Source organism: Spirosoma aerolatum, assembly GCF_002056795.1.
In the GTDB taxonomy this organism is placed as follows: Bacteria; Bacteroidota; Bacteroidia; order Cytophagales; family Spirosomataceae; genus Spirosoma; species Spirosoma aerolatum.
Genome location: NZ_CP020104.1, coordinates 4370482 through 4384766, shown reverse-complemented (window position 1 = coordinate 4384766; position 14285 = coordinate 4370482). Strand labels below are relative to the sequence as shown.

General features: G+C 47.0%; 15 protein-coding genes. 11 read left to right on the top strand and 4 right to left on the bottom strand.

Annotated features, from left to right (window positions below):
- Positions 1–108 precede the first annotated feature (108 nt).
- Positions 109–840, top strand: coding sequence for an LPS export ABC transporter ATP-binding protein (gene lptB / locus B5M13_RS17935; protein WP_080056972.1), 732 nt, complete (start codon positions 109–111; stop codon positions 838–840).
- Positions 841–897: 57 nt separating this feature from the next.
- Here lptB and recO read toward each other — a convergent pair whose 3' ends face one another.
- Entirely contained in the window at positions 898–1590 is a 693-nt protein-coding gene (gene recO / locus B5M13_RS17930; RefSeq protein WP_080059973.1) for a DNA repair protein RecO, read from the bottom strand.
- Positions 1591–1937: 347 nt separating this feature from the next.
- On the opposite strand from recO, the gene B5M13_RS17925 reads away from it, so the two are divergent.
- The gene (locus B5M13_RS17925; RefSeq protein ID WP_080056971.1) at positions 1938–2774 is read left to right on the top strand and encodes a fumarylacetoacetate hydrolase family protein; all 837 of its coding nucleotides are present in this window, start codon (positions 1938–1940) and stop codon (positions 2772–2774) included.
- A 163-nt stretch (positions 2775–2937) separates the two neighbouring features.
- Here the strand turns inward: B5M13_RS17925 and B5M13_RS17920 are convergent, their stop codons facing one another.
- Positions 2938–4035, bottom strand: coding sequence for a 5-(carboxyamino)imidazole ribonucleotide synthase (locus B5M13_RS17920; RefSeq protein WP_245860085.1), 1098 nt, complete (start codon positions 4033–4035; stop codon positions 2938–2940).
- A 166-nt stretch (positions 4036–4201) separates the two neighbouring features.
- Positions 4202–4906, bottom strand: coding sequence for a head GIN domain-containing protein (locus B5M13_RS17915; RefSeq protein WP_080059972.1), 705 nt, complete (start codon positions 4904–4906; stop codon positions 4202–4204).
- Between the two features lie 249 nt (positions 4907–5155).
- Between B5M13_RS17915 and B5M13_RS17910 the strand changes: the two genes are divergently transcribed.
- Entirely contained in the window at positions 5156–5854 is a 699-nt protein-coding gene (locus B5M13_RS17910; protein WP_080056969.1) for an ABC transporter ATP-binding protein, read from the top strand.
- On the opposite strand, the gene B5M13_RS17905 is transcribed toward B5M13_RS17910, so the two are convergent.
- Positions 5819–6697, bottom strand: coding sequence for an aminotransferase class IV (locus B5M13_RS17905; protein ID WP_245859369.1), 879 nt, complete (start codon positions 6695–6697; stop codon positions 5819–5821). The genes B5M13_RS17910 and B5M13_RS17905 overlap by 36 nt on opposite strands.
- 35 nt (positions 6698–6732) lie before the next feature.
- On the opposite strand from B5M13_RS17905, the gene B5M13_RS17900 reads away from it, so the two are divergent.
- From B5M13_RS17900 to B5M13_RS17860, 8 genes are all read left to right on the top strand, one after another.
- On the top strand, positions 6733–8247 hold the full coding sequence (locus B5M13_RS17900) for a TolC family protein (RefSeq protein WP_080056967.1): 1515 nt from the start codon (positions 6733–6735) through the stop codon (positions 8245–8247).
- Between the two features lie 88 nt (positions 8248–8335).
- Entirely contained in the window at positions 8336–9754 is a 1419-nt protein-coding gene (locus B5M13_RS17895) for an efflux RND transporter periplasmic adaptor subunit (RefSeq protein WP_080056966.1), read from the top strand.
- 137 nt (positions 9755–9891) lie between these two features.
- Entirely contained in the window at positions 9892–10896 is a 1005-nt protein-coding gene (locus tag B5M13_RS17890; RefSeq protein ID WP_080056965.1) for an NAD(P)H-dependent glycerol-3-phosphate dehydrogenase, read from the top strand.
- Between the two features lie 475 nt (positions 10897–11371).
- The gene (locus B5M13_RS17880; RefSeq protein ID WP_080056963.1) at positions 11372–11962 is read left to right on the top strand and encodes an RNA polymerase sigma factor; all 591 of its coding nucleotides are present in this window, start codon (positions 11372–11374) and stop codon (positions 11960–11962) included.
- 94 nt (positions 11963–12056) lie between these two features.
- Positions 12057–13070: a S1 family peptidase gene (locus tag B5M13_RS17875; RefSeq protein ID WP_080056962.1), complete on the top strand. Its 1014-nt coding sequence runs from the start codon at positions 12057–12059 to the stop codon at positions 13068–13070.
- A 71-nt stretch (positions 13071–13141) separates the two neighbouring features.
- Positions 13142–13426, top strand: a complete 285-nt coding sequence (locus tag B5M13_RS17870; RefSeq protein WP_080059971.1) for a hypothetical protein — start codon at positions 13142–13144, stop codon at positions 13424–13426.
- A gap of 123 nt (positions 13427–13549) precedes the next feature.
- Positions 13550–13798 (top strand): MoaD/ThiS family protein, encoded by a 249-nt coding sequence (locus tag B5M13_RS17865; protein ID WP_080056961.1) that lies wholly within the window; start codon positions 13550–13552, stop codon positions 13796–13798.
- Between the two features lie 61 nt (positions 13799–13859).
- Positions 13860–14270 carry a molybdenum cofactor biosynthesis protein MoaE gene (locus tag B5M13_RS17860; RefSeq protein ID WP_080056960.1) on the top strand — a complete coding sequence of 137 codons (411 nt, stop codon included), beginning with the start codon at positions 13860–13862 and terminating at the stop codon, positions 14268–14270.
- Positions 14271–14285 lie beyond the last annotated feature (15 nt).

The following is a 14285-nucleotide window of genomic DNA, read 5'->3' as shown; positions in this document are numbered from 1 at the left end:
GTATCGTGACGAAAAACGCTTGCCAGTACGTTGGAATAGCCCGACCTTTGTTGGAATAACTGCGTGGAAAACGTAGTTCGGTTCAGGCCGTTTTGCTATAGTATTCGAATGATTCTCAGAACTGAAAATTTAATAAAGAAATACGGGTCCCGGTTGGTCAACAATAACGTATCGTATCAGGTCGAAACGGGTGAAATTGTGGGCCTGCTCGGACCTAATGGAGCTGGTAAAACAACCTCCTTTTATATGGCGGTGGGGCTTATCAAACCGAATAGCGGTAAAGTCTTTATTGATGATACGGATGTGACCGACTTGCCCATGTATAAGCGGGCGCGACTGGGGCTGGGGTATCTGGCACAGGAAGCATCCGTATTTCGTGATCTGTCGGTTGAGGAAAACATCCTGGCTGTGCTTGAAATGACCAGTCTGCCCAAGCAGCGCCAGAAAGAGAAAATGGAAGAGTTGCTGGAGGAGTTTAGCCTCTCGCATGTACGAAAAAATAAAGGTAAGGTATTGTCGGGAGGAGAACGTCGTCGTACGGAAATTGCGCGTGCCCTGGCGGTCGATCCAAAATTTATTTTGCTGGATGAACCCTTTGCAGGGGTCGACCCTATTGCTGTCGAAGATATTCAAAGCATCGTGGCAAAGCTCAAACACCGGAATATTGGTATTCTGATCACCGATCACAACGTAAACGAAACGCTGTCCATCACCGACCGGGCTTATCTGTTATTCGAAGGGAAAATTCTGAAACAGGGTACGGCGGAAGATCTGGCCAACGATGAGCAGGTCCGGCGCTTATACCTGGGGCAACACTTTGAGCTGAAACGGAAAATCTGAAGTAAAGCAGGTGGAAACCCGCTTGTTGATAAACATTAAAGGCAGGGGAAACCTGCCTTACCCAAGTACTTCTCGCAGAACAGGCAGCGACTTAACTTCGCCAATTGAATCGATGTGAATCTGGTAATAGCCAACCAGGGCGTCCAGCAATTCATTTCGGGCAGACCGGGAGAGTTTTATGGGCGTGCCGAGTGGTTGTCGAAGCATGATATTCAGCGCTGTTTCCATTTCGGTATCGGGTAGAAATGCGTAAGAGTTTTCACGGAGCTGACTTTCAAATTCGCGGGCCGATTCGGGGCCGAAGCCTAAAAAGAACGAGAGTTTGAGTAAAAAGGCAAGGTGGAAATTCTCGAAGTGGGTGTGAGCAGTTTCCAGAAACACGATCGAATCGACCAGAAATCGGAATAACGCCGGGTTGGGCGCTTCTTCTTTCAGCACTTTGTTCAATAGCTCAGTCACAAACAGTGCGATCGTTGATTTACTGACGTCGAAAGGAATACTCTGGAATGGATAGCTCGTTTTGAGCTCCGACAGTCGGTGTAAATCGCGATCAGGCTTGTTATAAACCACCATGTCCAGCAGGGTCAGTGGCTGAAAGAGCGCAATTTTGTTATTCTTACTGCGGGCTGTTCGGACGCTATTGACCAGATAGCCCTGCAGGCCAAATTCTTCGGTGTAGATGCGGGCAATAATGGAGGTTTCGCGGTAACGGATGTAGCTAAGGGCAATTCCCTGCGTTTTTTGCAGCATTGTGAGTTGACCGCCGAAACGGTAGAACATGAGTTTACTAAGATAGCTCTTTTTCAGCGAAATTCCGGTCAAATGCCCGAATTTCGTCACCCCCCGAACCGTAGCAGCCAACTCGCCTGAGACAAGTTCGTATACGTATACACGTGGTGATTCGACAACAATTTAGGTTGGGGTAAATTTTATAGATGCCTATAGTCGGTTAATCAGTGATAGCCGTATTCACTAATAGGCTGTTTCTACCAGATCAAAATCGGCTCACCTACAAACTCATCTACCGGATGTGCCGAACCCGATGAAGTAAAAGTAAAAACAAGCTTACTTTGTAAAAATGAATTCACCTTTATTCTATGAAACTGTATAAAACCCGTTCCGGTATCGTTGTCGAGAATGAAAATACGTTTTACACCATGCCTGATGCCGATTGGGATGAACTGGTAAACCGGGATGACCTGCACGAATTTTTGAATACGTTTACGGCTCTTCCAGCCATATCCGATGAAGGCCAGGCCTGGATACAGGCTGGATTACTGGCCCCCATTGGCCGACAGGAGGTCTGGGCATCGGGGGTAACCTACCTGCGCAGCCGTAATGCGCGTATGGAAGAATCCAAAAAATCAGGGGGTGATAACTTCTACGATCGGGTGTATGATGCCGAACGGCCGGAATTATTCTTTAAAGCTACGCCTGAGCGGGTGGTAGGGCCAGGTGCTAATGTCCGTATCCGTGCCGACTCGACCTGGAATGTTCCTGAGCCCGAACTTACCCTGTTTATCACCTCTGCCGGGAAGATAGTCGGGTACACCTGCGGTAATGATATGAGTTCGCGGAGTATTGAAGGCGAAAATCCACTGTATCTGCCTCAGGCCAAATCGTACGATGGCAGTGCTGCATTGGGGCCTTGTTTATACGTACCTGAATCACCGATCTCGCCCGATACTACCATCCGCTTGGAAATTATTCGCAATGGGAAGGCGGTCTTTTCCAATAGCATTGCCATTAGCCAGATGAAACGGCAGCATACCGAACTGGTTTCGTTCCTTTTCCGTGAATGTTCGTTTAAAAACGGCTGCTACCTGATGACCGGAACCGGTATCGTGCCTTCCGATGACTTTACGCTTCGGTCGGGCGATGAAATCAGCATTACCATTGATGGTATTGGTACGCTGACCAACATAGTCGAGTAGGCGAGGGCTTGCATCATTTTGGCAGGGGCCAACCCTTCTCAACTGGATCCGAACGATACCTATACCTACGCGGATTATCTGAAATGGCGTTTTGAAGAAAGCCCTACACGCTCTTCAAAATGCCATTTCAAGCTGTTAAATTTGAAATAGGGGAATGGACCAGCTACTCGGAGGCAATGACTTTAATGCCCTTCCTGACGTCGGCAACTTTTTCACGCAAAGCGTCCAGCGAATCGTCCATTACCGTGACATGTCCCATTTTTCGAAATGGTTTAGTAATAGCTTTCCCGTAAAAAAACGGAAATACACCGGGCATGGCCAGCAGCGTTTCGAGTCCTTCATAGTGGGCTGGACCAGTATGCCCATCTTCACCCAACAGATTGATCATAGCGGCAGGCTGGTAGGCTGAGGTGTCACCTAATGGATAATTCAGAATAGCTCGCCAGTGTTGCTCAAACTGCGAAGTGACATTGGCCCGGATCGTGTGGTGACCACTATTGTGCGGACGTGGCGCAACTTCGTTGATCAACACATTTCCCGCTTTATCGAGAAATAATTCGACGGCCAGCAACCCGACAATCCCAAACGCTTCAGCCGTTTTCCGGGCAATTTGTTGCGCTTGCCGATCAATCGCTTCGGCTATTTCAGCAGGGGCAAACAGGTACTCGACCAGATTATGTTCGGGATGAAAGACCATTTCCACCGTCGGGAACGTAATTATATCTCCCTGTTCGTTGCGGGCTACGAGTACAGCCAGTTCTTTTTCAAAATCGACCGCTTTTTCCAATACGCCGGGTGCATCGAACGCTTTACCGACATCGGAGACGCTGGCAATACGCTGAACTCCCCGACCATCGTACCCGTCGCGGCCGAGTTTATGAAAGGCTGGTAAAAAATCAGGCTGCTGGATGTCAATCATCGCTACATCAGCCCGGTTCTCTGTCAAAATAAAATCGGAGGTTGGGAGGTTGTGATCCCGGTAAAATTGTTTCTGCAACCGTTTGTCCTGGATCGTTCGGATGACAGAGGGTTGCGGGAACACGCGCTTTCCTTCACGTTCGAGCGCTTCCAGCGCTTCGACGTTGACGCGTTCAATTTCGATGGTTAGCACATCAACCCTCTGCCCGAACTGATACACAGTGTCGTAATCAGTTAGCGAGCCCTGCACAAACTGGCTGCAAAGATGCCGACAGGGCGCTTCGGCATCTGGATCGAGAATATGAACGCGAAGGTTCCAGTCAATAGCGGCTTGCAGGAGCATCAGGCCGAGCTGGCCACCGCCTAGAATACCAATGGTAGGTGTCACTTTTGTGAACGAGCGAAAGAGTGAAATCGGACGGCTCAGGCCGCCCTGCGCCGAAGCAGAACGAATAATAGGACAAAGTTACCGCTTCGCTCGTTCACTCGTTCGCCCGTTCGCTCTTTTTCTAGTCTCTTCGCTTAATATCGCCACCACCCGACTCACTTTTCGAGAGCACTTTGGCTGAGCCAGAGTAATAAATGTCGGCTCCGCCAGAGGCTTTCAGGGTCAATTCCTGATTCGCATTGACATATACATCCGAGCCACCTGACGAATTGGCGTTACAAACATCGACGGTCAGTTTGCGAGCGTCCAGATCCGCTCCCCCAGACCCGTGGGCATTGAGTGTACGGGCCGAACCTTGTAAAATGGCATCGGCTCCACCCGATGCGGATACGTTTAGCTCATCGGCTTTGAGATCGAGTTTAACATCCGAGCCACCCGAAGCTTCAAGGTTTAAATCATTGAATACCAGTTTTCCTTGTCCAAATACGTCCGCTCCACCCGATGCCTGTAAATTCGACAATTGCTTGAAGGTTACGTACGCTTTCACGTAGTTGTTGCGACCAAAATTCCAGCCGCTGAACCCTTTTCGCTCAATGTACAGTTTTAGGGTGCCATTTTTAACTTCGGTAATGACCCGATCTTCATCAATCCCTTTTCCTTCGAGGGTTATTTTCTCTGAATTTCCCTGGGTTAAGTAGAGGTCAATGCCACTGCTGACACTGAGACCGGTGAAACCTGAAACAGATCGATCTTTTTTCCAGTCCTGCGCATGCAGGGTATATGTCGTGGCAGCTAAAAGAATTGTAGCGAAGAAGATGGTTTTCATTGGCAGGTTTGTTTTTGGATTTTTGAAGAAGATGACAAAACTTTCGGCAACGTTGCATGGCAACTGAAAAAAGATGTCCGATTTCAATGGTAGCTTTGTCCGTTACCGGACGGTGTTTAGTAAGTAGCTATACCTAATGACTTATTAGTCAGATAGCTATGACTTTGGCACGACGGTTGAGTAACATGGATAAAGGCCAATAGGGCAATCTCTTAACTGAACGAACATAATTTCAAAAGTAAACTAAATATGATTCAACTACGCAACGTCTCTAAGTTCTACCCAGCGGGTTTTGGCCGGGTATATGTGTTGCGCAATATCAATCTCGACATTGCTCAGGGTGAGTTTGTTTCCATTATGGGGCCATCGGGTTCGGGTAAATCGACTCTGTTGCATATTCTGGGATTATTGGAAGAACCTTCCGAAGGAGAATACTTCTTTGATGACCAACCCGTACAGAAATTGTCGGAGAAACGTCGGACCGAGCTGCACCGTACCCGAATCGGCTTTGTATTCCAGGCCTATCACCTGATTGATGAACTGACGGTTTATGAGAACATCGAAACCCCATTACTTTATAAAGGGCTGAGTGGTTCTGAGCGAAAAAGCCGTGTCGCTGAATTGCTTGACCGATTTAATATGGTTGCCAAAAAAGATTTGTTTCCATCACAGTTATCGGGGGGGCAACAGCAGTTGGTGGGTATTGCACGGGCCCTGGCCGCTGAGCCTTCCGTAATTTTTGCCGATGAGCCAACTGGAAATCTCCATTCCGATCAGGCCCGTGACATCATGGAGCTATTTCGCGAACTGAATAAGAAAGATGGCGTAACCATTGTACAGGTCACGCACTCCGAAATCAATGCCGAATATGGTACACGTATCCTTCGATTGAAAGATGGCTGGCTGGACGATTCAGCCGTGAAGTTGAGCGAACAGGAGGTTAAGTAATGTAAAAGCATCTGACGAGGAGGCCGTTTCTATCCTGATGCCATTCACTTGATTCAACCATTGAATGCCCATAACGTTCGTACAGAATACGGCTTCGGCCTGCATAAGTGAAGCTGGTTGAAATAAGCCTTCCTGAACGGTAAGACCTTTTTGTACTGCCAATCTGAGCAGTTGCCGACGCAGAATACCATTGATACATCCCGTGTCGAGCGAAGGGGTAAAAAGGGTTTGCCTGCTGAACCAAAACAGATTGGATGCTAAACATTCACCTAGGTTTCCATTGGTATCGAGTAGAATTACCTCGTCGAACCCATGCTGTTGTTTATAGAGTCCAGCCAGCACATAAGAAAGGCTATTGATCGTCTTGAAGGATGAAACAGGCGATTTCAATACCCGAAAGTCTTCAAAGATGCCTACTGCTGTTTTTTCGCTGATCGAAAATGAACTGCTCGGTTTGGTAGTAATGAGCAGATTGAAGCTATTCTGGGCAGGGGTATATAAACCACCCGACTGACGCCAAACCTGAACCTTAATCCGTACCGACTGATCGGTTAACTGATTCGCTGACAGAAGCGTCTGAATATGTTGAAAAATGGTTTCGGCGAAGTGTGGTTCAGGTTGATTAAGTTGGAGAGCAGCCATCCCGTCCGTGAGCCGATCCAGATGATCGGGCCAGAACCAAACCTGGTGATCTTCGTAGCGAATCGTTTCAAACAGGCCGTCGCCATATTGAAAAGCCCGGTCATTTGCCGATAGGCAAAAATCGTTCTCAGAAAGTACATCCGAATTATAAACCAGAAACATACTTAGTTTGCGCCGTTTATCCCAAAATGATAGTGGCACCGAAGGTAAGTTTGTAACATTGAACCATCAAAATTATGAGTATGCAGCGCGTGCTTTTTTTAGGAATCGGAATCGTTGGGTGTTTACTGACCACCAGCCTGACGACTATACGGGCGCAGAGCGCATCAACGGCTGTAACGGCAGGAACCGGGGCTGTCAAAACGGATACACTGCCCGTATTGAATTTGCCGCAGTGCATTGAAATTGCTCTGCAAAATAACATCACAGTTCGGCAGGGCCAGCTACAGGTTCAAAACAGTAACCTGCTTCTGAAACAGTCGAAGTATAACCAATTACCGACCATTAACGGATTTGCCTCTCAGGGATTCAGTGCTGGTCGGAATATTAACCCAGGAACCAACCAATTTACCGATGTAGCCGTACGGTCCAATAACTTTCAGCTTTCCGGTTCGATGCCAATTTTTCAGGGGTATCAGCTTCGGAATCTGATTCGGCAGAACCAGACCATCGTTCAGGCCACGGAGAAAGAACTGGCGGCTACCGAAAATAACGTCATCCTGAATGTGATTCAGCAGTATCTGAACGTACTGACCGGGGCTGAGCAATTAAATGTTGCCCGTCGACAGGCCGAGACGTCGCGATTACAGGTAGATCGTACACAGCGGCTGGTCAACGCAGGTTCGGCTCCCGAAGCTAATCTATATGAAATTAAGGCGACACTGGCCAATGACGAGCTGGCTATTGTAAACGCTCAAAATACTGTCGATCTGGCAAAACTGGCGCTTCTTCAGGCGATGAATCAACCGGGCGGACAACCGTTTGAAATTGAGTATATCAAGCTCCCCGATCCACGTATTGAAGGCTATGAAGTATCGGCCCTGCAAGTGTATGAAAGCGCTTTGGCTACTCAGCCACAGGTTCTTGCAGCAGACTTGCGGACACAGAGTGCTAAAATTGGTATTGATGTAGCCAAAGCTGGCCTTTATCCACGACTCTCTGTCAGTGGTAATTTATCGACACTTTATTCAACTGTTGGGCTTCAGCGTTTTGTGGCCGATGGAACGACAAATGTTAATTCAACGAGTGCCCTGGTAACCCTGGGTGGTATTACGCAACCCGTTACGATCAGTACAACATCGCCGGGGGGATATAATGAAACCTATCCTTTTTTTGAGCAATTAAGTAATAACCTCAACCGGGGGGTTTCGCTGAACCTGAACATTCCGATTTTTACAAACCGTCAGTATCGTACGAACGTAACGAGTGCAATCATTCAGCAGCAAAATGCCCAACTGACCGCCGACAACACCCGCCTGCAGTTGCGTCAGCAAATTGAAACAGCGTATACCAACCTGTTGGCGGCTTCGAACCGATATCGGGCTACCGAAGCATCGGTTGCCTCGCTGGAGCGGGCTTTTCAGGCATCGGAAAGCCGATTCAATGCAGGAGCAATCAACGCAGTAGACTACAGCCTGGCAAAACTTCGGCTGGATAACGCCCGAGCACAACTGGTTCAGGCGAAATACGATTACGTTTTCCGAACGAAAATTTTAGATTTTTACCAAAATAAACCGCTTAGTTTTAATTAATGGGCGAACGAGCGAAGGATAGAAAGAGTGATCGTTTCAGATCGAAAACACTCTTTCGCTCATTCATTCTTTCGCTCTTTCATTCATTATGAAGAAGAAATCGAACCGTATCTGGTGGATATTAGGTGGCGTACTTGTACTGATCATTGGGGGGCTGGTAGCAGCCAAACAGTCTGGAATTATTGGGCAACCCAAAGCAACTGAAGTAGACTTTGCCTCGGTCAAACGATTAAATATTACTGAGCGGGTAAGTGCCTCGGGCCGGGTTCAGCCCCAAGTTGAGGTTAAAATCAGCCCTGATGTTTCGGGCGAAATTATTGGCCTGTATGTTAATGAAGGAGATCCAGTTAAAGCTGGTCAACTTCTGTGTCGTATTCGCCCGGATAACTATGAGTCGATGATGGCGAGAGCTAAAGCGACCGTCAATCAGAGTAAAGCACAGCTAGAACAATCCAAGGCGTCGGTAGCTCAGTCGAGTGCGAGATTGATTCGCTCGAAGGCCGATTACGAGCGGAATAAAAAATTGTTTGCTGATAAAGTTATTTCGTCGGCTGATCTGGAAACCAGTGAAGCTAACTATAATGTAGCTCAGCAGGAAGTAGAAGCCGCAAAAGCCAACGTACGGGCGGCACAGTTCAATATCCAGAGTGCAGAAGCCAGCCTGCGCGATGCCAGCGAAAATCTTCGTAAAACTACCATTTATGCGCCCGTCAATGGAACCGTATCCAAGCTTAATATTGAGTTGGGTGAGCGGGTTGTCGGAACTTCGCAAATGGCTGGTACCGAAATTATGCGTATTGCCAATCTGCAAAACATGGAAGTACGCGTGAATGTCAACGAAAACGATATTGTACGAGTCAATCTGGGCGATACAGCTGATATTGAAGTTGATTCATATACGACGGCTGGCCGGAAGTTTAAGGGTGTCGTATACGAAATTGCTAATACCGCCAATGGGATGACCAGTTCGTCGGGTTCTGCAGCAGCTGCTTCGGTTTCGAGCGATGCGGTAACGGAGTTTGAGGTAAAAGTAAAAATTCTTAATACATCCTACGCCGATTTGCTGGCTGAGAAAGATAAAAAAGGATACCCCTTCAAGCCCGGTATGACAGCCTCGGTCGAAATTATTACTGATCGTAAAATGGGTGTGTTGGCCGTACCTATTGCTGCCGTGACAACGCGGGGAGCCGACTCTACGGCTATCGACACCGAAAAAATGGCCGATAACAGCAATGGAACCGTAGCCGAAAAACCGGCAAGTCAGGCAGACAAGAAAGATAAGCCTAAAGAAATCGTCTTTGTTAATGTAGGCGGTAAGGCTAAACAGCGGGAAGTGAAAACAGGCATCAGTGACTTTGAAAATATCGAGGTTATATCGGGCCTGAAACCTGGCGAACAGATTATTTCGGGCCCATTCATCGCCGTTTCGAAAAAGCTTAAAGACGGAGAATTGATCTCCAAACGAGACCCAAAAAAGACGAAGAAAAAAGAGGATAAAGAAGAGTAGCCCGAACCGGGATTTAACGGATTTGCGGATTAAATAGATTTTGTTTGTCCCAAGCTTCTGTAAAGCTGCTAACAAAATCTGCTTAATCTGTAAATCCGTTAAATCCCGGTTCTGATTTTATTTCTTTTCTTTACCCCATGAAAGTAACACAACCTGTCCGGCTAACCATGGTGGGAGGAGGGAGTTGGGCCACAGCACTCGTTAAAATCCTTACCGAAAACAATGTCAATATAAAGTGGTGGCTCCGCAAAGCCTCTGATGCGGAACATATTAAGAAGTTTGGGCATAACCCCAGCTACCTGAGCGATGTCCAGATCAATACGAGGAAGGTAAAAGTCTGCACCAAGATTCGGGATGCTGTCCGCGATAGTGAATACATCATTTTGGCCGTCCCGGCTGCTTTTGTATCCGACGCGCTTACGGGATTAAAACCAGATCATTTTGCCGGAAAATATGTGGTTTCTGCCATTAAAGGAATGATTCCTGAGGCTAACCAGCTTGTCACCGACTGGGTGAGTGATCAGTATGGCGTCCCGCCGGAACGTATGTCAGTTATTGCCGGGCCATGTCATGCGGAGGAGGTGGCACTTGAAAAGCAATCGTACCTGACTATTGCCTCATCCGATCCGACTTCTGCTGAAAAAGTGGCCAATTTGCTTCGTTGCCGTTTTGTCCAGACAACCCCCGTTGATGATATCTATGGCATTGAGTACAGTGCCGTCATGAAAAATATCATAGCCTTGGCTTGTGGTATTACGCATGGTTTAGGTTATGGCGATAATTTTCAGGCGGTTCTGGTTTCCAATGCCATGCAGGAAATCAAGCGATTTGTCGACGCAATCTATCCCAAGCACCGTGACCTGAGTGGTTCGGCCTACCTTGGCGATTTGCTGGTTACAGCTTACTCGCCTTTTAGCCGCAACCGAACGTTCGGAACGTTAATAGGAAGGGGATATACGATTCAGTCGGCTCAGGCTGAAATGAATATGATTGCCGAAGGGTACTATGCGGTAAAAAGTATTTATGCGATTAACCGAAAGTTTGGCGTCAACATGCCCATTACCAACGCTGTTTACAACGTTCTCTATGAACGGGCAGTACCGACTACTGAAATGAATGCGCTCAAAGGATTGTTAATGTAGAGCGGCAACGGCACGAACTGACCAGTCTTAGTATTGTTACCTTATATATGCAAAAAGCCCCCTGACCTGTCAGAGGGCTTAATACCGTATATAGCGTTGTCGGTAAAAGTTACCGGCAGTTGTGCCTTAGCAAAAATTACTTCGCGCTATCTGCAGACATCGTCGAAGCCGAATCCGTAGCCATCGTAGAGTCCGTAGCTGCAGTAGAGTCAGACATCATGGTCGACGTAGAATCGGTCGTAGTGGTCTCAGTTTCAGTTTTTTTCGAGCTGCAAGACGTAGCCAGGGCGATCATCGCCATGAAAAAGAAGGCAGATTTCGTGATTGCTTTCATAGTTTTGAGAAAGTTTTCGTTTAAGTGATTAATGATAAATGTCAACCTTAATACCCGATCGGGAAAAAGGTAACCCACTATTTTTAAATTTTTTTTGGGTTACGTATCAGGCATTTTTGTATTAAGTAATGACTCGACTCAATGAAGGAAAGTAAGCGCCCCGTATTGACTGATGAAGAGTTGCTTATGGGGTTGGCCAGTGGCTCCGATGACGCCCTTAGGCAGTTGTATGGCCGATACTTTCCAATGGTGCTTCACCTGGTGATGACCAATACAGGTACTGAAGATGATGCAAAAGATATTTATCAGGAAGCATTGATTGTGCTGTATGAGAAAGTGAGGAGTGGGTCACTGGAGTTGCATTGCCAATTGAAAACCTACTTATATTCTGTAAGCAGGCGATTATGGCTTAAGCAATTGGCTCAACGGAGTCGATTTATGGTACGCGACATTGAGTCGCCTGTGTCGGACGACGTTGCGCTGGATCATCTGACCGATGATCTGTCTGTACACGAAGAACGCGACCGTCAGTTTGACCTGATGGCTGATTCGCTTGATCGGCTTGGGGAACCCTGCCGGACATTGCTAGAGGATTTTTATATCCAGCATATGAGTATGCAGGATATAACCGAAAAGTTTGGCTATACCAATGCCGACAATGCCAAAACGCAGAAGTATAAATGCCTGATGCGGTTGAAGCGGCTGTTCTTTTCGGAGTATAAACAGGGATGAGTTACAGCGTTGTAGAATTGAAAAATTGTAGCGATAGTTAATGGTCTCAATTTTTCAGCACTAGAACGTTTCAACCAGACAACTTTCTTTAAAGATGGACGAGGAAAGAGACATTGAGAACGCATTACATGCCTATGGTGAGCGAATCCGGTTTAAACAGCGACTGGCTAAAATTCATGCCGAAACTGACATGAATGCCATGCGCCGGGCAGCCGATTTGTATCATTCCAGTTTAGAGCAGTCGGGGCAGGTTCGTGGATTATGGAAAACCTACCGTACTACGCTGGCCGTGGCAGCATCGGCGGCTATCATTACCACGTTTGGCTCTATTTTTCTATATCGCTCGTATCAGCAAAGCCACAAGCAGGAGCAGCAGTACAGCCAATTAAGCAAAGAGATTCAGGCAGTTAAATCATCGCAACGGAAGCTGCTGAGTGATCTGAATGGACGCGGACGGGCGCTGAGCCTAAACCCTGGTCAGGTAGCCGGGACTGGATTTCTGATTACGGGTGATGGTTACTTTGTTACCAATAACCACATTGTCCGTGATGCGGATTCGGTTTATGTGCAGAGTAACAAAGGCGAAGTGTATAAAGCGAGAGTCGTTTATACCGATCAGTCGCATGACCTGGCTTTTCTGCAACTTTGTGATGACAGTGCATTCCGGCCGATGCCAACAGTGCCGTATAGCTTCGATGCCCATTCCTCCGATTTAGGTGAGCGCGTTTATACGTTGGGGTATCCGCGTGAAGAAATTGTATACGGCGAAGGCTATTTAAGTTCAGGCACAGGGTTCCGGGGGGATTCAACGGCCTATCAGGTAGCTATTGGTGTGAATCCAGGTAACTCGGGTGGGCCGCTTTTGAATGAAAAAGGAGCTATAATTGGCATTATCAGTGGGAAGCAAACCACATCGGAGGGGGTAAGTTTTGCCGTTAAAACAAACTACCTGCTTGAATCGCTGAATAGTATTCCTGCGGATTCGCTGAAAGGGCAACCGATTCGTTTGAATAGAAAAAATGCACTGGCAAACTTGCCCCGTAAGCAACAGATCAAGCGAATGCAGGATTATGTTTATCAGGTAAAAGTGTTTAAGCATAAAGAATAAAAAACGACGTAAGTAGCTAAACAATGCGATACAGGTTCGAGTTATTGGAAATGAAAAATAACTCAACAATCATGAAAAAGCTCGCAATACTGACTACTATGCTTCTTATGACGACTGGAGTCGTTGTGTTCGGTCAGGATACGAAGGAAAAAGCAAAAGAAGCTGCCCATCAGGCTAAAGAAACAACCAAAGCGGCCGGTCGTAAAGTAAGCCGGGAAGCGGATAAAGCGGGTGATAAGATTTCAACCGCTGCCAAAAATACTAAAGAAGACGTTAAACAGGGTACCGATAAGGCACTGGATAAAGCCGACCGAAAAATGAAAAAGGCTGAACGTAAACTTGACAAATCCAACTAGGTTTAGCCTAGGTAGAAAACGGTGGTACCTCTAAAAGTTGTACCACCGTTTTTTATTGGTTCAAAAACGAACTTCAATCGGTCATTGATACGTTCTTCGAGGGATCTCTCTGTTGATTTACTCATGAATTCATCCGTTTCAGTGCTGTTGTTTGGTATTACCCGCGATCTGACTGGGCAGTCTTCTGTATCAGTATCTCTTTTAGAAGAGGCTCGTGTAGGCGATCTGTTAACGCAATTGCATCGACAGTACCCCCAATTAGCAGCCATTCGGTCTTTGTTAGTAGCTGTTAACGGTGAATACGCCGAAACCGATCAGATTCTTACACCGAACGATGAAGTTGCTTTGATTCCTCCTGTTAGTGGAGGATAACCATAAAAGGCGGAACAGGGTAAGAATTATGTAATTCGCTCTCTATTTCACCCTTTCTCGTATGATTACACTTACTTCCGATCCTATTGATGTGACCGCTGCCTTGGAGAAACTGCAATCTTCACAAGCGGGTGCCATTGATATTTTTCTTGGCGTTGTTCGGGACAACACACAACAAAGAGCTGTTGACCGACTTGAATACGAAGCCTATGACCGTATGGCTATCAGCGAAATGCAGAAAATTGCCGACGAAGCTCAGCAACGATGGCCGATTCTTAACTGTATCATCATTCATCGCAAGGGAATTTTACAAATAGGCGAAACCGCTGTTCTGATTGGCGTGGCTACTGCCCACCGGGCTGATGCGTTTGAAGCCTGCCGATTCATTATTGATACCATCAAACAGACCGTCCCTATCTGGAAAAAAGAAGTGTTTACGGATGGCGAGCAGTGGGTGAATGCCCATCCTTAAAGTAATAGGAGAAAA